This window comes from Betaproteobacteria bacterium, assembly GCA_016720925.1.
Taxonomy (GTDB): domain Bacteria; phylum Pseudomonadota; class Gammaproteobacteria; order Burkholderiales; family Usitatibacteraceae; genus UKL13-2.
On record JADKJR010000003.1, the window covers coordinates 367,204 to 393,701 of the forward strand.

The 26,498-nt window shown below is 56.7% G+C and carries 23 protein-coding genes and 3 pseudogenes; 14 read left to right on the top strand and 12 right to left on the bottom strand.

What is annotated here, in order from left to right:
- The first annotated feature begins 367 nt into the window (after nt 1–367).
- The 5 genes from IPP88_05845 to IPP88_05865 all read left to right on the top strand — a co-directional run bounded on the left by IPP88_05845 (nt 368) and on the right by IPP88_05865 (nt 4,786).
- Nucleotides 368–823 carry a hypothetical protein gene (locus tag IPP88_05845; GenBank protein ID MBL0122261.1) on the top strand — a complete coding sequence of 152 codons (456 nt, stop codon included), beginning with the start codon at nt 368–370 and terminating at the stop codon, nt 821–823.
- Nucleotides 820–1,350: a hypothetical protein gene (locus tag IPP88_05850; protein MBL0122262.1), complete on the top strand. Its 531-nt coding sequence runs from the start codon at nt 820–822 to the stop codon at nt 1,348–1,350. Before IPP88_05845 ends, IPP88_05850 begins: the two co-directional genes overlap by 4 nt.
- 186 nt (nt 1,351–1,536) lie before the next feature.
- Nucleotides 1,537–2,001, top strand: a complete 465-nt coding sequence (locus IPP88_05855) for a hypothetical protein (GenBank protein MBL0122263.1) — start codon at nt 1,537–1,539, stop codon at nt 1,999–2,001.
- A 36-nt stretch (nt 2,002–2,037) separates the two neighbouring features.
- On the top strand, nt 2,038–4,014 hold the full coding sequence (locus tag IPP88_05860; GenBank protein MBL0122264.1) for a hypothetical protein: 1,977 nt from the start codon (nt 2,038–2,040) through the stop codon (nt 4,012–4,014).
- Nucleotides 4,015–4,051: 37 nt separating this feature from the next.
- The gene (locus IPP88_05865) at nt 4,052–4,786 is read left to right on the top strand and encodes a hypothetical protein (GenBank protein MBL0122265.1); all 735 of its coding nucleotides are present in this window, start codon (nt 4,052–4,054) and stop codon (nt 4,784–4,786) included.
- Nucleotides 4,787–4,914: 128 nt separating this feature from the next.
- Here the strand turns inward: IPP88_05865 and IPP88_05870 are convergent, their stop codons facing one another.
- Entirely contained in the window at nt 4,915–5,640 is a 726-nt protein-coding gene (locus IPP88_05870) for a hypothetical protein (protein ID MBL0122266.1), read from the bottom strand.
- Nucleotides 5,641–5,693: 53 nt separating this feature from the next.
- Nucleotides 5,694–6,623, bottom strand: a complete 930-nt coding sequence (locus IPP88_05875; GenBank protein ID MBL0122267.1) for a hypothetical protein — start codon at nt 6,621–6,623, stop codon at nt 5,694–5,696.
- A gap of 439 nt (nt 6,624–7,062) precedes the next feature.
- Here IPP88_05875 and IPP88_05880 point away from each other — a divergent pair.
- Nucleotides 7,063–7,730 (top strand): annotated as a pseudogene (locus IPP88_05880) (prepilin-type N-terminal cleavage/methylation domain-containing protein).
- Between the two features lie 120 nt (nt 7,731–7,850).
- Here the strand turns inward: IPP88_05880 and IPP88_05885 are convergent.
- On the bottom strand, nt 7,851–9,824 hold the full coding sequence (locus IPP88_05885) for a cation:proton antiporter (GenBank protein ID MBL0122268.1): 1,974 nt from the start codon (nt 9,822–9,824) through the stop codon (nt 7,851–7,853).
- Nucleotides 9,825–9,959: 135 nt separating this feature from the next.
- Here IPP88_05885 and IPP88_05890 point away from each other — a divergent pair.
- From IPP88_05890 to IPP88_05905, 4 genes and pseudogenes are all read left to right on the top strand, one after another.
- Nucleotides 9,960–10,882, top strand: a pseudogene (locus IPP88_05890) (KpsF/GutQ family sugar-phosphate isomerase).
- Between the two features lie 23 nt (nt 10,883–10,905).
- Nucleotides 10,906–11,433 carry an HAD family hydrolase gene (locus IPP88_05895; GenBank protein MBL0122269.1) on the top strand — a complete coding sequence of 176 codons (528 nt, stop codon included), beginning with the start codon at nt 10,906–10,908 and terminating at the stop codon, nt 11,431–11,433.
- 2 nt (nt 11,434–11,435) lie between these two features.
- Nucleotides 11,436–11,854, top strand: a pseudogene (locus tag IPP88_05900) (CopD family protein).
- A 6-nt stretch (nt 11,855–11,860) separates the two neighbouring features.
- Nucleotides 11,861–13,027, top strand: coding sequence for a class I SAM-dependent RNA methyltransferase (locus IPP88_05905; protein MBL0122270.1), 1,167 nt, complete (start codon nt 11,861–11,863; stop codon nt 13,025–13,027).
- 116 nt (nt 13,028–13,143) lie between these two features.
- Here the strand turns inward: IPP88_05905 and IPP88_05910 are convergent, their stop codons facing one another.
- From IPP88_05910 to IPP88_05920, 3 genes are all read right to left on the bottom strand, one after another.
- The gene (locus IPP88_05910; protein ID MBL0122271.1) at nt 13,144–13,785 is read right to left on the bottom strand and encodes a helix-turn-helix transcriptional regulator; all 642 of its coding nucleotides are present in this window, start codon (nt 13,783–13,785) and stop codon (nt 13,144–13,146) included.
- A gap of 401 nt (nt 13,786–14,186) precedes the next feature.
- Nucleotides 14,187–15,326 carry a PilT/PilU family type 4a pilus ATPase gene (locus tag IPP88_05915; protein MBL0122272.1) on the bottom strand — a complete coding sequence of 380 codons (1,140 nt, stop codon included), beginning with the start codon at nt 15,324–15,326 and terminating at the stop codon, nt 14,187–14,189.
- Nucleotides 15,327–15,351: 25 nt separating this feature from the next.
- Nucleotides 15,352–16,392 (bottom strand): type IV pilus twitching motility protein PilT, encoded by a 1,041-nt coding sequence (locus IPP88_05920; GenBank protein ID MBL0122273.1) that lies wholly within the window; start codon nt 16,390–16,392, stop codon nt 15,352–15,354.
- A gap of 137 nt (nt 16,393–16,529) precedes the next feature.
- On the opposite strand from IPP88_05920, the gene IPP88_05925 reads away from it, so the two are divergent.
- The 4 genes from IPP88_05925 (at nt 16,530) to IPP88_05940 (ending at nt 20,950) form a co-directional block, all read left to right on the top strand.
- Nucleotides 16,530–17,222 carry a YggS family pyridoxal phosphate-dependent enzyme gene (locus tag IPP88_05925; GenBank protein ID MBL0122274.1) on the top strand — a complete coding sequence of 231 codons (693 nt, stop codon included), beginning with the start codon at nt 16,530–16,532 and terminating at the stop codon, nt 17,220–17,222.
- Nucleotides 17,219–18,091, top strand: coding sequence for a pyrroline-5-carboxylate reductase (locus IPP88_05930; GenBank protein MBL0122275.1), 873 nt, complete (start codon nt 17,219–17,221; stop codon nt 18,089–18,091). The genes IPP88_05925 and IPP88_05930 overlap by 4 nt, the downstream gene beginning before the upstream one ends.
- Nucleotides 18,091–18,684, top strand: a complete 594-nt coding sequence (locus tag IPP88_05935; GenBank protein ID MBL0122276.1) for a YggT family protein — start codon at nt 18,091–18,093, stop codon at nt 18,682–18,684. The genes IPP88_05930 and IPP88_05935 overlap by 1 nt, the downstream gene beginning before the upstream one ends.
- A gap of 103 nt (nt 18,685–18,787) precedes the next feature.
- Nucleotides 18,788–20,950, top strand: a complete 2,163-nt coding sequence (locus IPP88_05940) for a dynamin family protein (protein ID MBL0122277.1) — start codon at nt 18,788–18,790, stop codon at nt 20,948–20,950.
- 36 nt (nt 20,951–20,986) lie between these two features.
- On the opposite strand, the gene rng is transcribed toward IPP88_05940, so the two are convergent.
- The 6 genes from rng to IPP88_05970 all read right to left on the bottom strand — a co-directional run bounded on the left by rng (nt 20,987) and on the right by IPP88_05970 (nt 26,498).
- A complete protein-coding gene (rng, locus tag IPP88_05945) occupies nt 20,987–22,438 on the bottom strand; it encodes a ribonuclease G (protein ID MBL0122278.1) in 1,452 nt (483 codons plus the stop codon).
- A 109-nt stretch (nt 22,439–22,547) separates the two neighbouring features.
- Nucleotides 22,548–23,162 carry a septum formation inhibitor Maf gene (gene maf / locus IPP88_05950; GenBank protein ID MBL0122279.1) on the bottom strand — a complete coding sequence of 205 codons (615 nt, stop codon included), beginning with the start codon at nt 23,160–23,162 and terminating at the stop codon, nt 22,548–22,550.
- Nucleotides 23,163–23,181: 19 nt separating this feature from the next.
- Entirely contained in the window at nt 23,182–23,649 is a 468-nt protein-coding gene (gene rlmH / locus IPP88_05955; GenBank protein MBL0122280.1) for a 23S rRNA (pseudouridine(1915)-N(3))-methyltransferase RlmH, read from the bottom strand.
- Between the two features lie 136 nt (nt 23,650–23,785).
- A complete protein-coding gene (gene rsfS, locus IPP88_05960) occupies nt 23,786–24,574 on the bottom strand; it encodes a ribosome silencing factor (GenBank protein MBL0122281.1) in 789 nt (262 codons plus the stop codon).
- Between the two features lie 7 nt (nt 24,575–24,581).
- Nucleotides 24,582–25,235 carry a nicotinate-nucleotide adenylyltransferase gene (gene nadD / locus IPP88_05965; protein ID MBL0122282.1) on the bottom strand — a complete coding sequence of 218 codons (654 nt, stop codon included), beginning with the start codon at nt 25,233–25,235 and terminating at the stop codon, nt 24,582–24,584.
- Nucleotides 25,236–25,244: 9 nt separating this feature from the next.
- Nucleotides 25,245–26,498 carry a glutamate-5-semialdehyde dehydrogenase gene (locus IPP88_05970; protein ID MBL0122283.1) on the bottom strand — a complete coding sequence of 418 codons (1,254 nt, stop codon included), beginning with the start codon at nt 26,496–26,498 and terminating at the stop codon, nt 25,245–25,247.

A 26,498-nucleotide genomic window follows, 5' to 3' on the forward strand; every position in this document is an offset into this window, starting at 1 on the left:
ATGCGGAAGAAGTGCTGGTTCATCTCTATGCCCAAGGCAAAGTAGAAAATCACTTTGCCGAAAAAGAGCCGATGCGCTTTGCGCGATATCGCCGCGCCAAGATTGGATTGTATGGATTGACGGCGGGGTTGTTGGCCATTGGCGCGGCCGGCGCGGCTTTCAATCTTTACCAGACGGCCACCATGTCTTCGGTGATAGACCAGCGCAGTCAATTCGTGCGTACGATTCAGTCCGAATATCAGGCTATCTCCAAAGCCATGGAAGGGCAAACCAGCGCCACAGACACCGTTCGGGACGCCAGCACTTTTTCAGGGCGCAGATCTGCCAGCAGTCTCCGTCGCCCGCTTCGCTTCTCAAGGATCTTGCGTTGGTGTGGACCGAGTTTCCCGACATGCGATTGTTGCAAGCGGTTTGGGCGCCAAACCAGGATTCGGGTTTCGTGCCCCCGTATGACGCGGTGGCCGCACCCGTTGCGCAGAACATCAGATCGGAAGTCAGACTCGCGCCCGGTGCACCACAATCAACCGCCGGTGCGGCCATCAATGCGATGGACGCGGATCCGCCGTTGCCGGGCGGCAAGTACGAGGTGTTGATCATTGACGCGGCGGTCACCCGCTTTCGGGGGGATTATCGTGCCGCCATTGCCGATATCGAACGCATGGTCGAGCGGCTGAACAAGGCACCGAACATGAAAACGGAAATCGTGAAATTGCCGATAGACGTGAAACCGACGGCGATTCTGCGTGCCACGACGCCAACAGCGTCAGAAGCAAGCGAAGTGAGATTTACGTTGAAAATCACCCGTAACCGGGAGATCACATGACCGCTAAAGCCTCAAGCGGAGCCTTCAGGGCGCTGCGGTTTGCCGGCCTCGTCGCACTTTCCGGCCTGGGCGTCGCCATTTTCCTGGTGAGCGGCAGCTATCTATTCTGGCAATCGGAAACGAATTCCGAGGTCGTCTCTCAGCGCAATTTGCAGGAGCTGCGTAATCGGCTGGAGACACTCAAGCGCGAGCGTGCGGACCTGCAAGGATCCGAAGAGACTTACAAGAGCCTCGTCGAGCGCGGCGCGTTTGCGCCGGAACACCGATTGGACCTGATCGAGGCGCTTGCTGAATTGAAGAGGCGCCACAAGCTGCTGGGACTTGAATATGAGGTGGCGCCGCAGCGGCCGCTTAAATTTGCGACCGGCGTCAACTATTCATCTGTCGGCATCATGGCCAGCCGCGTGCACATGAAGATTCAGGCGTATCACGATGGTGATCTGGTGGTTTTCTGGATGAATTTCCGCGCATCCAGCGTGGCTTTTCCCCATCGACAAATGTTCCATCAAGCGTGCGGCCGGCGCTGAACAGCGAGCGGCGGCAACGGCAGGATTGACTGCGCTGCCGGCAGCAGGATCAGCAACGCCGCCCGTGGCACCATCGAATGCAGTGGCTGCCACCATCGAAGCGGATTGCACGCTTGAATGGATTACGCTCGTCGACAAGAGCAAGCCCGCGAATTTGCAGGCCGCCGCCGAATCGCGAAAACCGCTATGAACATATTTGAGAAATCGCTGATGCTGGCTGTTCTGGTTGTCGCAACGGAAGGCATCGCGCAAACCAACAACGTGCAGGTAACAGCGCCTTCGTCTGTCGACAAGATTGCACCGGTGACACAGCCTTTGGCGGGAACATTGTTATTTGGCCGCGAACAGCGTGACCAAATGGATCGCGTGCGAAAGGTTGGCGCGGTCGCGGTGATCGATGATGAGGGTGTTTTGGTTGAACCTGCCGTATCGGTTTTGAATGGGTTTGTTAAGCGTAGCGATGGGCAAACCACCATTTGGGTGGATGGGCAGGCTCGCTACAATGCGCAGGGTGATGGTGTACGACGTTTGCAGCCGCAGGATGTCGGTGGTGAAAATGAGCGTCAAGTTTTATTGAAGGATACCGACACTCCGGTGGTGGATCATCGCGCGTCAAGTCGCGGGTCAAGCGGCAAAGCCGGCCACCTTTAAGGAGTCGGCCAGCACTAGGAAGCGGACGTTGAACGAATGCGTCATCACTCCATCAGGTATCCGGCACGGGGCTTCATTCTTTTGCTCATCGTCTTGACGTTGACTGCCATAGGCGCGGCCGCATTGTTTGTGGGAATTGGCGCAAATCTTGCGCGCAGAACATCGCAAAGCGCAACGGTCGATCAGCAACTTCAGATCAGCCGCGATGCATTGATTGGATTTGCCATTGGAACGTTTGGTGGCGGCGCGCGACCGGGACAAATGCCGCGGCCAGATAGCCTACAGAACAGTAACTATGACGGCCAGGCAGATTCCGGCTGCCTTGATGGGGCTGCGGCCAATGGTTTGCCGGCGCTGACTGGTAATGCGGCAAAAAGCGCGAGTCTTCGCTGTATCGGTCGACTTCCATGGAAAAAATTGGGCCTGCAATTTGATGTCGATACCGTGGACAATCGCGATGAGTTCGATGTTCTCGGCCAGATGCCTTGGTACGCCGTCAGCGCGAATCTCGCAGACCCCAATTTGTGCCTTCAGTACTTGAATTCAGGTACCGTTGCGCAATTGCCAGTTAGCTTTGTCTGTCCGAGCTTAACCGCGCCTCCCTTCCCTTGGCTAAAGGTCTGTGATGAATCGGGGCGCCTCATAAATGACCGTGTTGCCTTCGTGGTTTTTTTCCCCGGCGCACCGATTGTCACGCAAGGTCGCACTCAGTCCCGAACAGGTACGCCCCGACCGCAGCCTGTGGATTTTTTGGACGGAATTCCGGTTCCCGCCGGTTGGAGCGCCCTGCCTGCCAACCAACGATGCACCACTTATGACAACGCGGGGCTTACCAACGAATTTGTTGTCGCCTCGACATCAGCCACCTTTAATGACCGACTAGCCTTTGTAACCATCGATGAACTGCTGAGCGAGGTTGAAAAACGGGTGGCTGTCGAATTGCGCGAAGCGATTGAAACCTTTCGAAAGACGCGCGTTGTGTCTCCGTCTCTGGTCGGCGCCTATCCTTGGCTTGTGCCAATTACAGATCCAGTTGTGCCTTCAAGCAATGTCGCGGTGCCAACTACTTTTTCGGGATTCGTGCCTTTTCACACGGCACATACTGGCCAAGGTTTTCTCAGTGAGTTGGGCTGGACTCTTCCGGCTGGTGCGATTGCAGTTTCGCCTTCGCCTCCGAATTTTTCGTGCTTTGGCGCTTCTACATGCCGGTTGCGCACGGCGGCGGGTGGCGTCATTCCCAATACAGTGACTACGGCAGCCGTGGATGCGATTACTAACTACGACCTGACAGCTCCCGTTGCCACGTGCAAATGGACCAACAACGCCAACCAAGAGGCCAAGTGCGGGCATACATTCATGAGCACGACCTCACCAACATACAGGCTGGAACGGCTCGTCTCTTCAATCTGGACAAATTTGGGAAACGTTACCGGAACACAGACACGAAATGTGACCGTAGATTTCAGTTCCTTTGTGGGCGCTGCGGGAACGTCGGTTGCGGCTACGACGACAAGTGTATTTCAGCGTTCAGTCACCAAGCCCCCAGCATCTACAACGGGAATGTTGAGCATTCAGGATACCTTTATCGACTCATCAGGGACAATGGCGGCGGCCATTCAAGTCGGCTTCGGCGAGACTGCGGGATTTGGCACAACCACTGTCCGTCGAATTCGCGCGTATCAGGCAATGCCTGTTTGGTACTTCGCCGAGAAATGGTACGAATACAGCTTTGCAGTATTGTCATCAGATGTTTCGCCAACCCTTGTCGGCGTAAACTGTTCCGCGAATTGTCTTGAAGCTGGCCCGCGCAAATCCTTGGATGCCATTGTTGCCATGACGGGGGCACCGTTGGCGGGACAGAATAGAAATCAAGCCTCACCGCCCCTTGCTGCATTTCTGGAAGACGTGAATGCAACGAGCCTAACGATTGGCGCAACGTTTGGAAAGTTCAATGCCGTCGGAACCCCAAAGACCGCTGTTTATAACGATGCCATCGCGACCTTACCGCCATAGAAGCGCAGCAGGCTTCTCGCTCGTAGAAATTGCGGTGGTGCTCATCATCATCACCGTGCTTACTGCCATGCTTGCCGTACCCATTTCGACACAAGTGGAGCTAAGACGCGTCGAAGAAACGCAGAAACTGCTGGACGCCGCGCGAGACGCACTATATGGCTTTGCGGCGGCAAACGGCAGGCTGCCTTGTCCCGCAACGGGTGCAAGCCTGGGACAAGAGAGTTTTTGTAGCAATGCGAGCGGCGCCTGCGGCGTCCCGACGACTGTGCAACCGCACGGACGATGCGTCAATCCCATCGGGTTCTTGCCCGCAGTGACTCTTGGCGTTTCCCCAGTTGACGCGGGCGGATACGCTCAGGACGCTTGGCAGGATGGATCCAACGGCCGGCGCATAGGCTACGCGGTAAGCAACCTTCAGAATCCTGCAGGCACTGGCATCTATGTATTGACCGCACCGGATGGCATTAAGAGCGCCACGATGGGAACAACGGCATTGGCAAACCATTTGTATGTTTGCAGTACGGGGCTTGCAGCCGCACCACCAACTAGCAACTGTGGCGTAACCGTGACGACTCTTACGGACAAGGCACCTGCCGTGCTGTTTTCCTTAGGTAAGAACAACAACACAAATTCATTTGATGAAACCAATAATCAAAATGGCGACAAGGTTTTTTCAAGCGGAATCCACAATCCTACATTCGATGACTTGGTGACGTGGATGTCTTTGAACACACTATTTGATCGTATGGTGAAGGCCGGTAAGCTTCCCTGATTCGAGGCCTTTAGCCCGTCCACGCCATTGTCAAAGTCTAGCACTGGCGCGGCCCCAAGCCGAATATGCTCGAAAACCCGCACCAATAGGCGTTCTACGTTATTATTCTTGGCTGCGCCCGCCGCAACTCAAACCGAACCTCCCCCGCCCGGTTGCTCGCCAAACCAGCACATACCCCAGCTCTGCCGCCTGCCGAAACGCTTGAAAAGGCCGATGCCGTATCCGCTTCGACGCGAATTGGCGATAGGCGATCGGAACAATTCATCCGCCGCGCTGCTGGCCATGGCGCTGCCGGTATCGGTGATCGAAAGCACCGTGTTATCGGCGGCTATTGCAATTTCAATCTTGACTTCAATTGATGGTTCCGCCAACTTCTTCTTGCGCGCATTCTCGAGACAGTTTTCCAGTACGTTGTCGAAAAGCGCGGAGGAATTTTTCCCGCCGAGAGTGCCGTGGGAAACGAAGGTTGCATCGTCGTCGGCGTGCCGGACAAGCACTTCTTGCCACCAGTCGTCCGTGGACAGCATGACGTTTGCGCCGGCCAGCGCGGGATTCTGCAGTTTGTCCAGCGTGGATTGCAGGCGTTTGGCCAGTTGTGGCAGTTGCCGTTCGAGCATGGCCTCATAGGGCGTCTTCTTGCGGCGGTTGTCCGGCGGCTGGGCCACGCTCGCGGAGGTTAGCGCGTACAGCGACTGCAGCAGGTTTTTCATATCGTGCGTGAGGCGCGCGCCGGTCTCGTGCACCGCTTGCATATAGGCATTCTGTTTCAGGACTTGTTCGCGGCGTTTGCCTTCGTAGAACTCGCCGACCACCCAGGCCAGCAGCCGCAGGTGAAGAAACATCGCGGGGGACATGTGGATCTCGGTATAAAAAATGATTTCGAGATGGTGGTACTGGAAAGCGCGAATCAAATTCCGTCTCTCGCCCATAGCGGCCCGGGCCATCGGGCGACGTCCACACGCCGCCGACGATCCACGGAAATTTTTCGATCTCCTGTGTCTGTTGCAGGAAGCGCGCCGAACTCAATTCCGGTTTCAGACAATTCCGCGACGCGCCGCATCCACAATTCGAACGGCATGCCAACGCTCATCAGGTAGTGCGAGAAATACGTGCGCAGCCCATCGAAGCCGGTGCGCGGCCCCCACAACACCGCGAGGATGAAAAGTGCCGCGGAAAACGCGAGTACCGTCAGCACCACCGCCTGAAAGTACTGGTTATGAGTGATTCGCATCGCGGCGATGGTGCCGAGCACCAGTACAACGACCAGTTGAAATACGATCAGGCTGTAGAAGAAATCGAACACCTGTGTCGTCGCTTCATCTTCCGCCCGGAACGGCAGCACGACCATCAACAGCAATGACAGCGGCAGCAATACGCTGACCAGCACTCGTAGGCCAGGTGGCAGGTCGGTGATTTCCAGCAGCGCAACGGGCACGGTCCAGATCAAGAGAATCGTGAATAGATAAAACACCGCGACCAGATAGAAGCGGCTGCGCCGTGCAGCCTGCGACGTGAAAACCTTGCCGCCCATGATGGCGATGAGCATGGCAAGCCATGTGGCCAGCATCCAGCCCGACAAGGTGTACAGCACGACGCCCGTGATCCCGAGCAACAGGAACAGGGCAAACACTTTCAGTTCGCGCTCGGTGCTGATGAACGGTTGCCAGAGGAGGAACAGACCGAAATGCACCATCAGCCAAATACGCTGAAAATCGCTTCCCGATTCCGACAACAGCCCCGCGTGCAGCGACAGCAACATCGCCAGAATGACCCAGCGACGGCCGCTCACGATCCAGGAGATCAGGGGTTTATCGGTAGCAGGAAAATGGTTACTCACAAATGAGTGGGCGGTGAGTGAAGGGCATGGAACGAAAGCCTAGCCTGAATTGACGCGCCGCGCCAATAGGGCCGGCCGGCCATGATGCAGCTTGCACCAGGCCTGTCGAATATCCGGACAGGTGTACGGCGCAGCGACATAAATCCATGTCGAATATTGGCCACTCGCTGTCTGAAATGCATGCGGGAAATATTTTTATTATATAAATCAATCGCATAAAATATTGGCACGCCGATTGCTTTTATCTGCTCAAGCTGTTCAATGACAAGATTGGAGTTCTACATGAAAGCCATCGACCACATGAATTTGTATGACCTCGCAACAGCATTCATTGCTTTTGGCATGGTACTCGGTCTCGCCATTAACTAAGCACACAAACTGAATCAAACGCACCCAAACCAACGGAAATTCGGGGAATGAAATGAAAAATATCAAGAGCATGAAAAATCAGCAGTCGGGCTTTACGCTGGTCGAAATCGCCATTGTCCTGGTGATCATCGGCCTGCTGTTGGGAGGCATTCTGAAGGGCCAGGAATTGATCAATAGCGCGAAGGTCAAGGCAATGGTCAACGACATGAAGCTGGTCGCCACGCAGGTATACGGCTATCAGGATCGCTTCAAGGCGATGCCGGGGGATGATCCCGCGCAAACACCAATCTTGCGGGCGCGACCACTGCTACCACGCCGGCAGCAACGCTGGCGAATGGACGCATCGAAGGCGCGTGGAATTCGACCACCGTTACAGATGAATCATTCCTGTTCTGGCAGCATGTTCGTTTTGCAAACCTTGCCACGGGCTCGACGAATACGGCGGCAGTCGACTATCGTCCCCTCAATAGCGAAAATGGCAACCTCGGGATCACCAGTGCTCCGGTATTGACGGCACCTACTACGCCGTTCAGCGGCTCGTTTTTTGTCTGTCAGGGGAATATCAACGGCCGATTCTCGCGGCAAATCGATACGACGCTCGATGACGGTAATCCCGCCACCGGCTCGGTTCGAATCATGGCGGGCAACAACCAGGCGACCGCAGCCGATGCAACCACGACGGCGGCGATGAATACCGCCGGTGATGGAGCGGTCTATACGGTATGTGTCGCGTTCTGATTGCGTGACAATAAGAAAAGCCCGCTTCGGCGGGTTTTTTTTCGGATGGGAATCGCGCCTGAATTGCCGCATCGCCAAGGGCTATCCGGCCGGTCCTGTTGAAACCAGTCAGGAATGCGGCTACCCCTGTAACAGCCGTATCTCCGCCTTTGCCAGTGACTCGGGCGTCCCCGTCAACACCAGCACATCGCCAGATTCAAGTCGCAAATCAGACTGCGCTTCGATGTCGCGCGCACCTTTGCGACGCAATGCCGAAAGTTGAATCCCGATCTCATCGAATCGCAGAGATGCAATGGTCTTGCCGACGGCCGCCGCACCGGCATCGATGCTGATCGACTGCATGCGCGGCTGTTGCCCGTCAAATTGCGCATCGTCCATATCGGTCACGCCTGGAAAGAAGCCACGCATCAGCGCATAGCGTTCACCGCGCACCTGTCGCAGGCGCGCCAGCACTTTATTGAGCGGCACGCCCAGTAGAAGCATGGTTTGGGTGGCGAGCATCAGCGAGCCTTCGACAACTTCGGCGACGATTTCGGCGGCCCCGGCAGATTTGAGCTTCTCCACATCCGTATCGTCGAACGTCCGCACGATGACCGGCACATCGGGGCGCGCGCGCACATGCGAAAGAATGGTCATGGCGGCATGCGTATCGGAAAAGCTCACCACCACGGCGGAGGCTCGCGGCAGCCCGGCGGCCGTCAGCACTTCCTGGCGCGCGGCGTCGCCGAACATGACGGAATCGCCCGCCGCTGCCGCCTGCTTGACCCGCATCGGATCAGCGTCAAGCGCGATGATGGAGATTTTTTCCTGCTCCAGAAAACGCGCCAGGCTTTGTCCCGATCGACCGTAGCCGCAAATGATGACGTGCCGCTTCTTGCTCATCGACTTGATGGCGAGCTGCTGTAATTGCACGGCGCGCGCTTCCCACTCGCTGGCCACCAGCCGCATGACGATTTTGTCGCTGTGGGCGAGGATCAATGGAGATAGCAGCATTGAAATCAGCATGGCCGCCAATACCACCTGCACCGTCGCCTCGCCCAAAGCATGGTGTTGGCCGGCAAGGGACAGCAGCACGAACCCGAATTCGCCAGCAGGCGCCAATGCCAGCGCGCAACGTAGCGCCACGGCTTTGTCGTTCTTCATCACCGTGGCCAGGACAATGATCACCAGAAATTTGAGGGTGATGAGCGCCACCAGCACAACAAGCACGATGCCCCAGTGGTCCAGCACCTCCCGCAAATTGAGCTGCATGCCGATGGTGATGAAAAACAGGCCCAGCAACACATCGCGGAACGGCTTGATGTAATCGTCAACCTGATAGCGGTATTCGGTTTCCGAGATCAGCATGCCCGCGAGGAAGGCGCCCAGTGCCAGTGACAAACCCGACGCATCCGTCGCCCATGCGAGCCCCAGTGTGACAAACAGTACCGCGAGCACAAACAGCTCGGAGGATTTCTGCGCGGCGATCACGTGAAACAGCGGACGCATGATGCGTTGGCCGAGAATCAATATGACCGCCAGCACCGCGCCTGCCTTTAATAGTGCCGCGCCAATTTCAAAAGCAATTTGCTCACCCGACAGCGCCAGCGCGGGTATCAGAACAAGCAGCGGAATCACCGCCAGATCCTGAAACAGCAAGACACCCATGATTTGTTTGCCGTGCAGGGAATGTAGCTGGGTCTGCTCGGCCAGCACCTTGGTAATGATGGCCGTGGACGACATGGCGAGAATGCCGCCAAGAATCAGGCCCGCTTGCCAGGTTTTTCCCGCCAGCATCGCGATACCAATAACGATAAGGATGGAGAGGACGACCTGGAGCCCGCCAAAGCCCAGCACCAGTTTGCGCATCGATACCAATTGTGGCAGCGAGAACTCCAATCCAATCGAGAACATGAGAAATACCACGCCAAACTCGGCCAGATAGCGCGTTCCCGGCGTATCGGGTACGACGCCGAGCGCGTAGGGACCGATCAAAACACCGACCAGCAGGTAACCCAGAATTGCCGGCATGTTCAGGCGGCGGAACACGACCACCGTCACGACGGCCGTCGCCAAAAGAATTACAACCAGCGGCAGTGTGGCATGTGCGGTCATTGACGCTTATGTATGAGAAGGTAGGATGACATTACAATGTCGATATGCAGAGTCTATTACAACCTCGTTCTATTTCAGATATTGCGCGCACGCTGAATCTCGCGGGAAACGCTGGCCATTGAAGCTGACGCGGTGATGGCGCTGTCGCAAAAACTTGGCGATGACTTTCTTGCCGCGCACAAGTTGCTCTACGAGGCCGTCGAAAACAAAGGCCGCGTGGTGGTCACGGGCATGGGCAAAAGCGGACACATCGGCGGCAAGATTGCGTCCACACTGGCCTCCACCGGAACGCCTGCTTTCTTCATGCATCCCGGTGAAGCCAGTCATGGAGATTTGGGGATGATCACGGCGGGCGATGTCGTGATCGCGATCTCCAATTCGGGCGAATCCATTGAAATTCTCAATATCCTTCCGCAACTTAAGCGGCGCGGCACAACTATCATTGCAATTACCGGGCGGCCAACATCAACGTTGGCACAAGCGGCGACCGTACATCTGGATGCGGCCGTAGAGAAGGAAGCGTGCCCGCTCAACCTGGCGCCCACGGCGAGTACCACGGCGACCCTGGCGCTCGGCGATGCGCTGGCGGTAACCTTGCTCGACGCACGCGGTTTCGGCGAAGAAGACTTCGCGATGCACCATCCGGGCGGCTCGCTTGGCCGCAGACTCCTGATGCACGTTAGTGATGTGATGGTGGTTGGCGAACGCGTCCCCAAATTGTCGGGAAATGCCCTGTTGCCGGCGGCCATCATGGAAATGTCCAAGAAAGGACTGGGAATGACGGCGGTCGTCGATGCAAGTGATGCCGTGTTGGGCGTGTTCAGTGACGGCGATTTGCGGCGCGCGCTGAGGCGCACGACAATATCCGCGCAATACCTGTTGCTGACGTGATGACACGCACACCGAAGACGATTTCCGCGAACAAGCTGGCGGTGGAGGCGGCGGAACTCATTCAACGCCACAAGATCGGCTCCAGCGGCCTGCTGGTGGTGGACGAACGCAACAAGCTGCTCGGCGTCGTGCACGTGCTTGAACTGATGCGTGCAGGTGTACTGTGACGCGCTGGATCGCGCCCCCCGGTGTGTCGGAAATTGTGCTGGCCCGTGCGGCGCGCGTCAAACTGGCAGTGTTCGATGTCGATGGCGTATTGACTGAGGGCCAGCTCCACTACGGTCCACATGGCGAAGAAACGAAGATTTTCAACTCGCTCGACGGCCACGGCCTGAAGATGCTGCAGGAGTCCGGTGTCGAACTGGCCATCATTTCCGGTCGCTCATCGGAGGCGCTGGCAAGGCGCGCAAAGGATTTGCGCATCACCCAGCTCTTCATGGGGATTTCCGGCAAGCGTGAGGTGTTCGATCAGTTGCTGAACGGCCTGTCGATTGAGGCTGCAGAAGCGGCGGGACTCGGTGATGATATTGTTGATCTGCCTTTTCTTTCGCGCTGCGGCTTTGCGGCCTGTGTGCCTGCCGCGCCCGAATACATGAAACCGCACGTGCATTACGTGACACAAGCCGCGGGCGGCCGCGGCGCCGTACGCGAATTCTGTGAGCTCATCATGCATGCGCAAGGCACACTTGATGCGGCATTGAAAAAATACCTGGAATAGACATGCTTTGGATTAAGTCGTTTCACATTGTTTTCATGGTGGCGTGGTTTGCCGGCTTGTTCTACTTGCCGCGGCTGTTCGTCTACCACACGCAGGCGGAGGATGCGGTTTCCATCGAGCGATTCAAGATCATGGAGCGCAAGCTTTACTTCGGCATCATGACGCCGTCGATGTTGATCACGGTTGCGCTCGGCACTGGCTATGGCTCGGTTGGTGGAGCAATGCCGGTGGCTGGATGCATACCAAGCTCGCGCTGGTACTCGTGCTGATCGCGCACCATTTCTATCTCGGCAAATTGATGGTTGACTTCAAGCGCGACAGTAACCGGCATGGCCACGTTTTTTATCGCTGGCTAAATGAAATCCCCGCGTTGCCGGCTTTGATCGGTATCGTCTACCTTGTCGTCGCCAAGCCTTTCTAGGACCCAATGAGCGAATATTTTTTTGCCCCGTGCCCGCGAGGGTTAGCCGGCGTTCTCGCCGTCGAGCTTGAGTCGCTGGGGGCCACGAATCTGCTGGCGCAGGATGCCGGCGTTTCCTTTGAGGGTGACAAGGCGCTCGGATATCGCGCCAATCTTCATTCGCGGATTGCGAGCCGAATTCTTTGGCGAGTAGCGTACTTCCCGTATGAGCAAGAACAGCATATTTACGACGCAGCTTTCCTGCAGCCGTGGCCATCCTGGTTTGACGTGGCGAAGACGATCAAGGTCGAGATTAATGCGCACCGCTGTCCGCTCAAGAGTCTCGATTTCATCACCCTGCGCATCAAGGATGCGATATGCGACAAGTTTCGCGAGCAGGTTGGCTCACGCCCTTCAGTGGATGCGCGCGCGCCCGACGTGCGAATTCATGCGTTCCTCGACGCCACCCACGCAACGATTTACATGGATCTTTCCGGTGAACCCTTGTTCAAGCGCGGCCTGCGCGAACATACCGGTGAAGCGCCGCTGAAGAAAAATCTGGCTGCGGGCATTATCAAATTATCCGGTTGGGACACACAAGAACCGTTCATGGACCCGATGTGCGGCAGCGGTACATTCCTGGTTGAAGCGGCCGAGATGTCGCTGAATATCGCGCCCGGCCTGTCGGGCAACCGATTGCGCGAATTTGCTTTTACACACCTGAAGATTTTTGATCGCGCGATGTGGGACGCCGAAGTGAGCCGCGCGCGCGCCGCACAGAAACCGGCACCCTCAACGCCACTGCCGATTTATGGTTCCGATAAATATGGCTATGCGATCACCGATGCGCGTGAAAACCTCACTGCCAACCAGCTATTCGATTTTGTGCATCTCAAGCAAGTCAATATTCTCGAGGTTTCGGCCCCGGCGCCCAGTGGCGTTATCGTCACCAATCCCCCATACGGGGAACGACTCGGCGAAGTGGACGATCTCGCCGCGCTGTACCCGAAGCTCGGGGACGTATTAAAGCAGAAATTTGCCGGCTGGCGGGCGTATTTGTTCACCGGCGATCCGCAGCTTGCCAAGTTGATGCGATTATCTGCCAGCAAGCGTACGCCACTCTTCAACGGCAAACTCGAATGCCGTTTGCTGGAATACAAGATCATCGCGGGCAGTAACCGCAAGCCCGCATAAATAGTGCAAACACAAGGACTGGCGCGGCGTTTGGCGGTAAAATGGCTGTAAGGCCGCGCCAGATATAGAGTTTTGTGGTTGGTCATGGTGAGGTGCGACCACGTCGACAAGCGATCCTACCGGTGTATCACCAGCCGCTCGCGATGTCGAAACAGATATTCGGGTGCAATGCCCATCATGGCTCGCACGGTACGTGACAGGTGCGCGGAATCAGCGAAACCCGCTGACAGCGCGGCGGTTGTCAGCGAATCCCCGGCAATGGCCAGGTCCAGTGCGCGTCGCAGCTTCATCCACAACACATAACGGCGCACCGGCACCCCGACGGCAGTCTTGAAAACATGTGCGAATCGCGACGGTGAAAGGTGCACCTTTTCAGCCAGTGCGTCGATGCTGCCGTAAAGCTCAGGCGATTCACGCAGGAACGTCAACGCAGTGTCAACCCGGCTATCGGGCTGTGGTGATGTGACCAAGTCCGATGGTGCCAATCCGAAAATTCGCGCGATCAATTGCTCGGCGTCGGCGAGTGAAGTTGCCGGATTTTGCAGCATTAACCAGTCTTCCGTGCCGGAATGACGGCAGCCAAATGCATGTGGCGCATTTTCAAAGCGCTCCGAAATGCGATGGAAGCTGGCACTTTCCGGTTCCCAATAAAGCGCGGCAATCGACGTCGTCACTTCGGCCGTCGCGTATTCGGTATCCGAAGGCACGTAGACCACACTGTTTTCCAGAACCGTCCCATCCGCAAGTGTTACGCGCATCTTTCCCTCTGATGCGTTCAGCCATACAGCCGCGTGATTGCGATGCAGGGTAGTGGCGGTGCTGGGACCTACGTACAAAAAACGTTCATCCCAGACGTACAAATGCACAGGTGGCGAATTGCCCGTCATGAAATAGCAGGTTTATTCAAGTGAATAGCAGGTTTGTTCAACAAGTCGGCAGGTTTATGCAAGAAGCGGGAGGGGAACGATCACATACTAATTATGCGTTCAAACCTCATCGAAAGGGGGCATCATGAAACGCTTCATTGACACTAACACCAATGCCGCTCAAGCGGTGACCTTGTTATTCCTCGCGAGTGCTTTGATATTTACGGTAGTCGGCAGCATCGTAACGCTTTATCAGGCTTTTGCCCGATTTTCATAGCGCCGCTGGCTTGTGACTACTTGACGATTTCCAGGTGTTCGAGCCCCGCCGCCAGATCTTTTTCCTTGGCGTTCTTGCCTTCGAGTTTGATCTTCAGGCGCAAATCGTTTAACGAGTCCGCATTTCGCAGCGCGTCCTCGTAGGAAATCATGTCGGCCTCGAAAAGGTCGAACAGCGCTTGGTCGAATGTCTGCATGCCGATTTCCCGGGAGCGCTTCATGATCTCCTTGATCTCGTGCACTTCACCCTTGAAAATCAGATCCTGAATCAGCGGTGAATTCAGCAGGATCTCGATGGCGGCCACACGACCCTTGCCTTCTTTCTTGGGAATGAGCCGCTGCGAAACAAATGCTTTCAGGTTCAGCGACAAATCCATCAGTAACTGGTGGCGACGTTCTTCCGGGAAAAAGTTGATGATGCGGTCGAGCGCCTGATTGGTGGAATTGGCGTGCAGCGTCGACATGCACAAGTGGCCGGTTTCGGCGAAGGCAATCGCGTAGTCCATGGTCTCGCGGTCGCGAATTTCGCCGATCAGGATCACGTCCGGCGCCTGGCGAAGCGTGTTCTTCAGCGCCGCGAACCAGTTGTCCGTATCGACGCCAATTTCGCGCTGGGTGACGATGCAATTCTTGTGTTCGTGCACATACTCAACCGGGTCCTCAATGGTAATGATGTGCCCGTAACTGTTTTCATTGCGATAGCCGATCATCGCCGCGAGCGACGTCGATTTTCCGGAACCGGTACCACCAACCAGGATGACCAGTCCACGCTTGGTCATCGCCACGTCTTTCAGCACGACCGGCAGGTTCAAGTCTTCCATTTTGGGAATGGCCGTCGTGATGGTACGCAGCACCAACCCGATTCTTCCCTGCTGCACGAATGCGTTGACGCGATAGCGTCCAATTCCCGCCGGCGCAATGGCGAAATTGCATTCCTTGGTCGCTTCGAATTCGGCTGCCTGCTTGTCGGTCATGATCGACCGCGCGATCTCGCCGGTATGTATGGGCGACAGGCTCGACTGGGAAACCGGCGTCATCTTGCCGTCGATCTTCATCGCAGGCGGAAACCCGGCCGTGAGAAACAGATCGGACGCCTTCTTCGCGAGCATCGCGCGCAACAATTCGTGTACAAATTTTAGTGCCTGGTCACGTTCCATAAATTCTCCAGTGGCCGCAATACGATCAATTAAACGCGTCTTTGTTGGAAGCCTTGTTGCGCGCTTCGGCAATCGTGATGACGCCGCGTCGCACCAGATCGGCCAGATTCTGATCCATCGTCTGCATGCCGATGGCCTGCCCGGTTTGAATGGCCGAATACATTTGCGCAACCTTGGATTCGCGAATCAGGTTGCGAATAGCGGGAGTGCCAATCATGATCTCGTGCGCCGCAACGCGGCCATTGCCGTCCTTGGTCTTGCATAGCGTCTGGGAAATTACCGCCCGCAGCGATTCGGACAACATGGCGCGAATCATTTCCTTCTCCGCGGCCGGGAACACGTCGATGATACGGTCGACCGTCTTCGCGGCAGAGCTGGTATGAAGCGTGCCAAATACCAGGTGTCCGGTTTCGGCGGCGGTCATCGCCAGGCGAATCGTTTCCAGATCGCGCATTTCACCTACCAGAATGATGTCCGGATCTTCACGCAACGCTGATCTCAATGCGTTGGCAAAAGACAGCGTATGTGGCCCGACCTCACGCTGATTCATGAGGCACTTTTTTGACTCATGCACAAACTCGATCGGATCCTCAACCGTCAGGATATGGCCAAACTCATTGTCGTTGATATGGTTCACCATCGCCGCCAGCGTGGTGGATTTGCCGGAGCCGGTTGGCCCGGTCACCAGCACCATGCCGCGCGGCTGGTTGGAAATTTCCTCGAAAATTTTCGGTGCGTTGAGATCAGCCAGGGACAGGATCTTCGACGGGATGGTACGCATGACCGCACCCGCGCCGCGCTGGTGATTGAATGCATTGACCCGGAAGCGAGCCAGATTTGGAATCTCAAAGGAGAAGTCGCACTCGAGGTTTTCCTCGTAATGCTTGCGCTGTCCATCATTCATGATGTCGTAGACCATGCCGTGTACGTCATCATGCGAGAGCGCGGGAACATTGATGCGCCGAACATCGCCGTGCACGCGGATCATGGGAGGCAGCCCGGCTGAAAGATGGAGATCGGATGCCTTGTTCTTGACACCAAATGCGAGGAGTTCAGCAATTTCCATTTATACTTTTCCTTGGCGGTTTCCAGCCGAACATGATGTTGGATTGAATCTGCGAATCGGCAAAATGGCCCATCGAACGGACACATTGCTTGCCAAAGCGAACGCAGTCAGCGAAAGTGGCTTCTCAGCGAGTGATTATGTCCCCAATCGAATCGAACTTGCAACACGTGAGAGCCTGCATCAATGCCGCGATTGCACGATTGCCGCAGACGCGGCAACGGCCGGTAACACTGGTGGCCGTGTCGAAGGCGAAAGCAGTTGTCGAACTTCGCGAAGCGTTTGCCGCCGGACAGCGCGCATTCGGCGAAAATTATGTGCAGGAAGCCGTTACGAAAATCGAGGCGATGGCCAATTTGCGATCGCAGGGTTTGATTTGGCATTTCATCGGTCCGCTGCAGAGTAACAAAGCGAAGCACGTGGCCCAATTATTCGACTGGATGCATACCATCGACCGTTTGAAGATTGCCCAATCACTGTCGGCGCACCGCCATGGTCTGCCGCCGCTGAATGTTTGCCTGCAGATCAATGTCAGCGGGGAAGCCACCAAAAGCGGCGTGGTGCCCGCCAGCGCGCTGGCGCTTGCCCGCGAGATCGCCAGTCTGCCGGCCCTCAGATTTCGCGGGCTGATGACGATAATTGAAAATACCCCGGACGAAACCGCACAAAGGACGCAATTTCGTATCATGCATCAGTTGTTTGACGCGATGAATCGGGACGGTCTCGCCATTGACACGCTTTCAATGGGCATGTCGCATGATTATGGTGTGGCGATAGAGGAGGGGGCCACCATGGTGCGGGTCGGCAGTGCAATTTTTGGAGCGAGATCTTGAAAATTCTGTTTATCGGTGGCGGCAACATGTGTCAGGCGATCATTGGCGGCCTTATCGCGAAAGGGACACCCACCAGCGACCTTCATGCGATTGAACCATTGGCGGAAACGCGCGCGGCGCTTGCAAGGGTGGGTGTCGCGTCAAGTGGCGAACTTCATGAACGCGATCTCGCTGTCGATGTCCTGGTTTTAGCTGTCAAGCCACAGATGATGATGGCTGCCGTCGCGCCGTTCGCAGGAAAGCTGAAGGCGCAGCTGGTAGTGAGCATTGCTGCTGGCATTCGCACGTCTGATCTTGCCAATTGGCTGTCGCGGGAAGCGGGAACACACGGCCCATCGGGCGGAAAGTCCATATTCGGAAACATCGTGCGCGCCATGCCGAATACGCCTGCCCTGATTCGGGCCGGCATCACGGGGCTGTTCGCCATGCCATGCGTCAGCAAGGATTCGCGTGCAGTGGTGGAGATGTTAATGGGTGCCGTCGGCAAGACGGCGTGGTTTGACAAAGAGGCAATGCTGGATGCGGTCACCGCCGTTTCCGGCAGCGGCCCTGCGTACGTGTTCTATTTCATCGAGGCATTGGAGCAAGCGGCACAGGAGCTCGGCTTTGACGAATCCACAGCGCGCGAATTTGCGCTGCAGACATTTCTCGGTAGTGCGCAGCTCGCCGCGCACAGCGATGAGGCGCCAGCGGTGTTGCGGCAACGCGTCACCTCCAAACGCGGCACAACCGAGCGCGCCATTGAGGCCTTTGATGCGCAAAAAATGAAGCAGCACTTCATTGCCGGTGTTGCGGCAGCGTGCGAACGCTCGCGCGAGCTGGGGGACGAAATGAGCGGGGAAACCGCTGACGAAACGGGAAAAATCTGATGGCCACGCAAGCACTGACCTACCTGCTGGAGACCGTATTCAACCTGTTTGTCCTGGCGGTGCTCACACGCTTTTATGCCCAGGCGTTCCGGGCGCCGTTTCGCAATCCTATCGCCAATTTCGTCGTTGCATTGACTGACTTTGCGGTGAAACCAATGCGCAAAGTCGTTCCCGGGGTCATGGGCCTCGATCTCGCTTCATTTGTGGTGGCGTGGATTGCGCAGACCGTTCTGCTCGTTGCCATCTATGCAATCGTGAGCATCAATATGCTTATTGTGCCCGGATTTTGGCCGACCGTTTTCCTCCTGGCGCTGGTGAAGCTTCTCAAGTTATCCATCTATCTGCTCATGGGCGTGGTCATCATTCAGGCGGTTATTTCCTGGATCAGCCCCTACCATCCCATCCGGCCATTCTTTGATGCCCTGTGTCGACCATTCCTGCGGCCATTTCAGCGCGTGATACCACTGGTCGGTGGGGTTGATTTATCGCCGATGGTCCTGCTGGTCATCCTGCAGGTCATTCTGATTGCGCCGATGGCCTGGTTGGAGCTGGAGACCGGCAAACTTTTGCTGAGGCTGTTTGGCGCGGGGTGATTCGCGCGCGGCAACAGGTGCATTTCCTTGCAAATCGGCCCTCTGTGCAAGCATCATGTGAATTGGTGCAGGAACATATCCTTCGCGCCGATGCAGTACACTCTTGAACGACGCAAATTTGAAGCGAACGCCAGACGTGGATTTCAACGCAAATATCAATAGCCGCTTTGAAACTGAAATTGCCCGCTATAACCAATGGCGGCAAGGCCTCACGAGCGCCGTCCATGAATATCACGACTGGCTGGAGCGAACCAACCAGCTCGATGTGCAGCAGTCGATCCGCTTTTACGACCTGCTGGAGACCCTCAATCGTGGCCGGTTGATGCTGGCGTTCCTGGCTGAATACTCCCGTGGCAAGTCGGAACTGATCAACGCCCTGTTTTTTTCGAGCTTCCACGAGCGCTTGCTGCCGTCGGACGTTGGCCGAACAACGATGTGCCCGACAGAGTTGTTTCACGATCCCAACGAAGAGCCGTATCTCAAATTATTGTCGGTGGAAACGCGCTATCGCGACGAGTCGATTTCGCAATTGAAGAACATGCCGGTGGAATGGTCGAAAATCCGCCTGAACGTGAACAACCCGAAGGAAATGAAGCAAGCCCTGTCCGCGCTGGCGGACACCAAACGCGTCTATGCGCTTGATGCGCGAATGATGGGGCTAATCCCCATGTTCGATGACTCCGGAGAAGGGCCAAGCGAGGACGATATTGTCGAGGTGCCGGCGTGGCGTTATGCGATCATCAATTATCCCCACCCGCTCCTGACCAATGGCCTGTCGATTTTGGACACGCCCGGCCTGAACGCGCTCGGGTTGGAGCCGGAGCTGACACTTTCCACGGTGCCAAATGCCCACGCGGTGTTGTTTCTGCTTGCCATCGATACGGGTGTGACGAAGAGTGATCTGGAAATCTGGGATCGTTACGTGAAGGTCGGATTGCCGGCCAAAATTGCGGTCCTGAACAAGATTGATGTGATGTGGGACGAGCTCAAGACGGAGCCGGAAATCAAGGCCGGCATGCAGCGCATGATGGATATCACCTGTTCGCAGCTCGGTCTGCCACCCGAGAAAGTATTCGCGCTGTCCGCCCAGAAAGCGCTTGTAGGGCGCATCAAGGGCGATCGCGAAATGGTTGAGCGCTCGGGCATTGAAAAGCTTGAAGCCTATTTGGCCAATGAAATAATTCCGATCAAGCGCCAATTGCTGGCCAAGGCAGTCACCAGCGAAATAGGCGCCATGATGATTGCCAGTCACCGTAGTTGCGCGAAGAAACTTGAAGCCAATCAGGCGCAATTGCAGGAACTCGCGGCGCTATCAGGCAAGAGCCGCGAACTCACCATCCAGCTCTGGAAAAAGGTAAGCGCGGAAAAAGAAGCCTACAACGAGGCGTTAACCGAATATAAAATTCAGCGCACCGCTTTCAACCAGAAGCGCAATGCCCTGCTTGATGTTTTTAATCCGACGAAGCTGGATGTGCTGTGCTCACGCAGCCACCAGGCGCTCAATGACTCATGGACCACACGTGGGCTCACGAGCGGCATGCGCGAACTGATTCGCCTGCTCGGCGATGAATTCAAGGCCGTCAATCTCGCGGGTGATGATATTTTTCGGTTGATGGAGGGCGTGTACAACACATTCCATGTGCGGTTCAAATTCGACCAGATGGATTTCCCGCCGCTCGACTTCGAAGGCCCGCGCAACAAGCTGCAACTCCTGATTTATGAAACCGAGCAGTTTTGCCGGGACCCGGTCAATATCGTCATGACCGAAAAACGTTTCATGGTGCGGCGTTTCTGGCGCATGCTGATCGATGCGGCACGGAAGATTTTCAATGAGGCACGGACCGACACCGAGCGCTGGCTGGCCGCCGTGCCATTACCCCTGGAAACGCAGATCAGGGATCATAAGGCGACGTTGCAGTCGCGCCTCGATTCGCTGGCAAAAATTAACGCGCGAGGCGGGGCCATCACCGAAGAGGTCACCAAGCTGCAAGCGCAGCGTAAGGAAATCCAGAGTCAAGTTGACATGATCACCGCGCTGATCATGAAAGTTCGTGATGTTGGCGCGCCCCCAAGCGCGGTGGCGCCCCCGCCCCCGATTGCGGCGCATGCCAGGCCAAAACCTGTCGCCGAACCCATTCCGGACTTCCTGAAGACCATTAAAACGGAAATTGCCCCGAAAGAACCTGCGACGGAATTCCTGAAAACCCAGAAGTTGGATCTTGCGACGACTCAGAAGCTGGATATTTCGGGCCTGTCGCAGCAGTAGCGCCATGGGTTGTGCGGACTTTGGGCCGCCTGTCGCCTAGACAAGGATGACGTCGTACTGCTCCTGGGTATAGGACGTCTCGACCGACAATGAGATCGGTTTCTTGATGAAATCTTCAAGCATGGTCATGCCCTGCGATTCCTCATCGAGGAAGCGATCGATAACGGTTTGTGAGGCGAGGATACGAAATTCCTTTGCGTCGAACTGTCGCGCGGACCGCATGATTTCGCGCAGGATTTCGTAGCAGACCGTCTGTGCGGATTTGATTTCACCGCGACCGGTGCAAGTCGGACAGGCTTCGCAAAGTACATGCGCAAGGCTTTCACGGGTGCGTTTGCGCGTCATTTCCACCAAACCCAGCTGCGTAAATCCGTTGACTGTGATGCGTGTACGGTCGCGCGACAGAGACTTGTGAAACTCGTTTAGTACCGCATTCTTGTGTTCGTCGCTGTCCATGTCGATGAAATCGACGATGATGATGCCGCCCAGATTGCGCAAGCGCAATTGGCGGGCAACGGCCTGCGTGGCTTCTAGGTTGGTCTTGAAAATGGTGTCGTCGAAGCTGCGACCGGAGACAAAGGCGCCGGTGTTCACGTCGACCGTGGTGAGCGCTTCGGTCTGGTCGAATATGAGATACCCGCCGGACTTCAGATCCACCCGGCGCGCGAGCGCTCGCTCGATTTCATCCTCGGCGACGAACAGGTCGAACAGGGTAGGTTCACCGCTGTAATGTTCCAGCACAGATAGTGATTTGCGCATATAGCGTTCCGCGAAATCCACCATCCTCGCGTACGTTTCGCGGGAGTCGACGATGATGCGTTCGGTTTCCTTGGTCACGAGATCGCGCAGCACGCGCAGGGACAGATCGAGATCCTGATAAAGCAGCATTTGCGGTGGCGCTGTTTTTGCGACTTCCGAAATGCCGCGCCAGAGTTTGATCAGGTACTCGATATCCGATGTCAGTTCTTCGTCGGTCGCCGTTTCGGCGACGGTGCGGACGATGAAGCCGCCGGTCTCGCCTTCGGGCATCAGTTGATGCAGTTTCTCCCGCAGGTTTTCGCGCTCGACTTCGTCCTCAATGCGCTGCGAAATGCCGATATGCTGATCCCCCGGCAAATACACCAGCAAGCGGCCGGCGATGGAAATCTGCGTGGACAGCCGCGCACCTTTGCTGCCGATCGGATCCTTGATGACTTGCACCACCAGCGTCTGACCTTCATGAAGCAGCTTCTCGATGGGCTTTTGCTCGGCGCTCTTGTTTGAAGCCCAGACTTCGGCGACGTGCAGAAACGCCGCGCGCGCCAGGCCAATTTCGATGAAGGCAGATTGCATCCCCGGCAGTACACGTCCGACCCGGCCCAAATAAATATTGCCGACCAGGCCACGGTTGGAACCGCGTTCGACATGCAACTCCTGTACGGCGCCGAGTTCCATGACGGCAACACGGGTTTCCTGCGGCGTGACATTGATGAGGATTTGCTCGTTCACGGAATGGATTCTCTTGAAAGGGGTGACGCCACGCGGCGAAGAGCAGGGAGCTGCACGTTAGCTCGAATTTTGCCGCGATGGCGAATGGTGCTGTTGCATCGCAAAGTACTCAGACCTGCACGCCGCATTGTCGCAGCAGTATCGCCGTCTCGTAAAGCGGCAATCCCATCACCCCCGAGTAGCTTCCGGACAGCTTGGCGATAAATTTTGACGCAATGCCTTGTATGGCGTACGCGCCAGCCTTGTCCATCGGTTCGCCGGTCTCGACATAGTGCTTGATTTCGTCTTCGCTCAGCTTGGCGAACGTAACGAGGCTGGTCGTCAATACTTGTTTGATTTCATGGTTCACGGCAACAGCAACAGCGGTGAGCACCTGGTGGGACTCGCCGGCCAATTGCGTCAGCATGCGAATTGCATCGGCTTTATCGGCGGGCTTGCCCAGGATATGTCCATCGAGCGTGACAGTAGTATCCGCGGTGAGGATGGGACGCGGGGTGAGGCGTCGCTCGCGCATCAACCGAATGGCGGTGTCGGCTTTGAGAGTCACGATGCGTTGTACGTATGCGTGCGCCGTTTCGTCTTTGAGTGGCGCTTCGTCCACATCGATTCGCGGCGCATGTTCGCGAATCATGAGGAGCTCGTAACGCACGCCGATTTGCTTCAGCAGCTCGCGACGGCGGGGGCTCTTCGATGCCAGGTAAATGATGTTCGATGACGGTTGCATGGCGTTGGACAGGTGATTTCTATTCCCGATGGTAAGGATGGTTTTGCAGTAACGTCCACGCCCGATACAGCTGCTCGGCGAGCAAGACGCGAACCATGCCATGGGGCAGTGTACATCCGGACAGCGCCACCAACCTCTTCGCCGATTGTTTTACCTCAGGCGCCAGGCCGTCGGCGCTGCCGATGATGAAACAGGGGCTAATTCCATCAGCCATCCAGGCCTTCATCCACGCCGCCAGCATTGCGGTCGTGAGGGGAATGCCACGCTCATCGAGCACGACACGCTCGGCCTGTCTGGGGACGGCCGCGTCGATCCGCTTCCCTTCCTGCTCCAGTACTTTTGCAACCATCCGGGAAGACCGATCTTCCGGCTTCAATTCGATCAAATCAATGCGCGATTCGGGCGGCATGCGTTTGGCGTATTCCTCGAAACCCGCTTGCACCCAGGCGGGCATTTTATGGCCGAGTGCGACGACGGTGAGTTTCATGGCAACCCCGCAAGAAACGTTCAAAGTCCAGCACTGGTGCGGTGTTTCGGGCAAGAAAGGCTGAAACGCCGCACCAGTGCTGGAGTTTTGGCAAGGAATTCTTCAGGCATGCCGCCACCCGCAGGATGCACCAGAACTATTCGGTCGCCTTGGGACGGCGGATGGCAGGCTTCTTCGCGGCCGTTTTTTTTGCCACGGCCTTTTTCACCGTCGCTGATGTCACGTTCTTGCGCGTGGCAATTACCGCCTTCTTTGTAGCTTTCTTTACCACTTCCTTTGCCACCTTCGCGACCACCTTCTTGGGCACCTTCGTGACAATCTTTGCCGGTACTTTTTTCGTCACCACTGTGGCCTTGCCAACGGCTTTCTTCGTTTTGACGACCTTCGCTATCGTGCCATTCGTCGCGGCCTTCGAGGTCCTGGTTGCCGTGGTTGTTTTTCGCGTCTTGGCTGAGGCCGTTTTTGGCAGAGTCTTCGGCGCCGCCTTGGACTTGGCCGCTACCTTTTTCGTGGATTTCACCTTGGCCACCACCTTGGACTTTGCCGTTGCCTTCGGCGCTGCGGGCTTGCGCTTCGGCGCCGCCGGCTTGGGATACTCCAGCTTTCCCTCGCCCCACAACTCTTCGAGTTTGTAATGCTCACGCATGACAGGTTGCATGATGTGCACCACCACGTCGCCGCAATCAACCAGCACCCACTCGCCGGATTGCTCGCCTTCGATGCCGTAGATCCAGCCGCCTGATTCCTTTACCGGGTCCATCACATGCTTTGCCGGCCCCTTGATCTGCCGGTTGTCATCTACACTAGCGATCGCGATGTAATCAAATACAGATGTGAGCTTCGCAACGTTGAAGAGCTTGATGTCGCGCGCCTTGATGTCTTCCAGCGCGTCGATGACGACCGTGGTCAGTTTTTTAGTAGCCAACTTGTCCTTACTCCTCGGATAGATACAACTTGTGTTGCTCAATATAATCGCAAACGGCGTCCGGCACCAATTGGCGGACGGTTTCGCGCCGCGCAAGCCGCGCGCGAATGTCAGTTGAAGACACGGGGGGCGGTGTCATCCCCAGCATCACCACCGATCCGCTCGGCGACTCATGGGTCGCCAGCAATCCAGCGAGACGCTTTTCAACCTCTTTGCGTAGCTCCTGTGCGCCACGCGCAGACGCCAACTCGTGGCCGGCCCTGTCGATCACCGCGAAGTGAGTGAGGTCGAACAATTCACGCCAGCGATGCCACGTATCCAACCTTAAGAACGCATCGCTGCCGATCAACCACACTAAACTGGCGGCCTCGCCATATTCGGCACGCAGTTCGACCAATGTGTCGAAGGTGTAAGTCGGTCCGTCGCGTCGTAGTTCACGTTCGTCAACGACAACATCGGAATTGCCATGAAAAGCGATTCTGAGCATATCGACGCGCTGCGCGCCGGAGGCGTAGGGACGTCTGCCTTTTTGGTAGGGATTGCCGACCGGCAGCAGCAGCAGCTTTTGCAGTTTCAATTGCGCAAAGGCGCTACGTGCGAGGCCGAGGTGGCCGACATGCACCGGGTCGAAGGTTCCGCCAAGAAGTGCGATCGGATTCAACGGGGCGAGCTACTCGCGAATCTGGCCATCGCCGAACACCACCCATTTCTGCGAAGTCAGTCCTTCGAGGCCGACCGGACCGCGGGCGTGAAGTTTGTCGGTGGAAATACCTATCTCGGCGCCAAGCCCGTACTCAAATCCGTCCGCGAATCGTGTCGATGCATTGACAATGACCGAGCTCGAATCGACTTCGCGCAAGAATCGCATGGCGCGCGAATGGTCTTCGGTGACGATGGCATCGGTGTGTTGCGAGCCGAACTCGGCGATATGCGCGATCGCTTCGTCGAGCCCGGGGAGCGTCGCAATTGACACGATCGGCGCCAGATACTCGGTGTGAAAATCCGCCTCCGTCGCGCTCACAATACCGGCGATACCCGCGGCCTCAAGAATCGCGCGGCTTTCCGGGCAGCCGCGCATTTCTACGCCTTTGCCGGCATAAATGCGGCCGATCAGCGGCAGGAACTTCGCCGCAATCCCTTGCGCGACCAGCAATGTTTCCATGGTGTTGCACGGAGAGTAGCGCTGGGTCTTGGCGTTATCCGCGATGCGTACCGCCTTGTCGAGGTCGGCCTTGTCGTCGACGTAAACATGACAGATACCGTCGAGGTGTTTGATGACCGGCACCTTCGATTCTTCAGCGATGCGCGCGGTCAGGCTCTTGCCGCCGCGCGGAATGATGACGTCGATGACGCCTTTCATCCGCAGCATTTCGCCGACGGCGGCGCGGTCGGTAGTGGCGACAAGTTGCACGATCGCTTCGGGCAGGTCTGCTTTCTTCAATCCCTCAACGACGCAAGCGTGAATGGCTTGATTTGATTCGCGCGCCTCCGAACCGCCGCGCAGGATGCAGGCGTTGCCGGATTTGAGGCACAGCGCGGCCGCATCGGCGGTGACGTTAGGGCGTGACTCGTAGATCATGCCGATGACGCCGAGCGGCACACGCATTTTTCCCACCTGAATACCGGAGGGACGGAATTGCAGATTGCTCATTTCACCGACCGGGTCGGCGAGCACGGCGACTTCGCGCACGCCCTGCGCCATCGCGCGCACGGATTTTTCGGTCAGCGTCAGGCGATCGACAAACGCGGCGTCATTGCCCGCTTCCCGGGCGCGGGTGATATCTTTCGTATTTGCGGCAAGTATGAGCGACAAATTAGTTTCAATCGCCGTTGCTGCGGCCAACAGCGCCGTGTTCTTGCTCGCCGTCGAGGCGCGCGCAAGTGCACGCGCGGCGACGCGTGCCGCGGCACCCGCGCCTTGCAT

Bases quoted from the DNA above. Each gene is read 5' to 3' on its own strand.
- IPP88_05850 (MBL0122262.1), top strand. From the start codon at position 820: ATGACCGCTAAAGCCTCAAGCGGAGCCTTCAGGGCGCTGCGGTTTGCC.
- IPP88_05855 (MBL0122263.1), top strand. From the start codon at position 1,537: ATGAACATATTTGAGAAATCGCTGATGCTGGCTGTTCTGGTTGTCGCA.
- IPP88_05860 (MBL0122264.1), top strand. From the start codon at position 2,038: ATGCGTCATCACTCCATCAGGTATCCGGCACGGGGCTTCATTCTTTTG.
- IPP88_05870 (MBL0122266.1), bottom strand. From the start codon at position 5,640: ATGTCCCCCGCGATGTTTCTTCACCTGCGGCTGCTGGCCTGGGTGGTC.
- IPP88_05885 (MBL0122268.1), bottom strand. From the start codon at position 9,824: ATGACCGCACATGCCACACTGCCGCTGGTTGTAATTCTTTTGGCGACG.
- IPP88_05905 (MBL0122270.1), top strand. From the start codon at position 11,861: ATGAGCGAATATTTTTTTGCCCCGTGCCCGCGAGGGTTAGCCGGCGTT.
- IPP88_05910 (MBL0122271.1), bottom strand. From the start codon at position 13,785: ATGCGCGTAACACTTGCGGATGGGACGGTTCTGGAAAACAGTGTGGTC.
- IPP88_05915 (MBL0122272.1), bottom strand. From the start codon at position 15,326: ATGGAACGTGACCAGGCACTAAAATTTGTACACGAATTGTTGCGCGCG.
- IPP88_05920 (MBL0122273.1), bottom strand. From the start codon at position 16,392: ATGGAAATTGCTGAACTCCTCGCATTTGGTGTCAAGAACAAGGCATCC.
- IPP88_05925 (MBL0122274.1), top strand. From the start codon at position 16,530: ATGTCCCCAATCGAATCGAACTTGCAACACGTGAGAGCCTGCATCAAT.
- IPP88_05935 (MBL0122276.1), top strand. From the start codon at position 18,091: ATGGCCACGCAAGCACTGACCTACCTGCTGGAGACCGTATTCAACCTG.
- maf (MBL0122279.1), bottom strand. From the start codon at position 23,162: ATGCAACCGTCATCGAACATCATTTACCTGGCATCGAAGAGCCCCCGC.
- rlmH (MBL0122280.1), bottom strand. From the start codon at position 23,649: ATGAAACTCACCGTCGTCGCACTCGGCCATAAAATGCCCGCCTGGGTG.
- IPP88_05970 (MBL0122283.1), bottom strand. From the start codon at position 26,498: ATGCAAGGCGCGGGTGCCGCGGCACGCGTCGCCGCGCGTGCACTTGCG.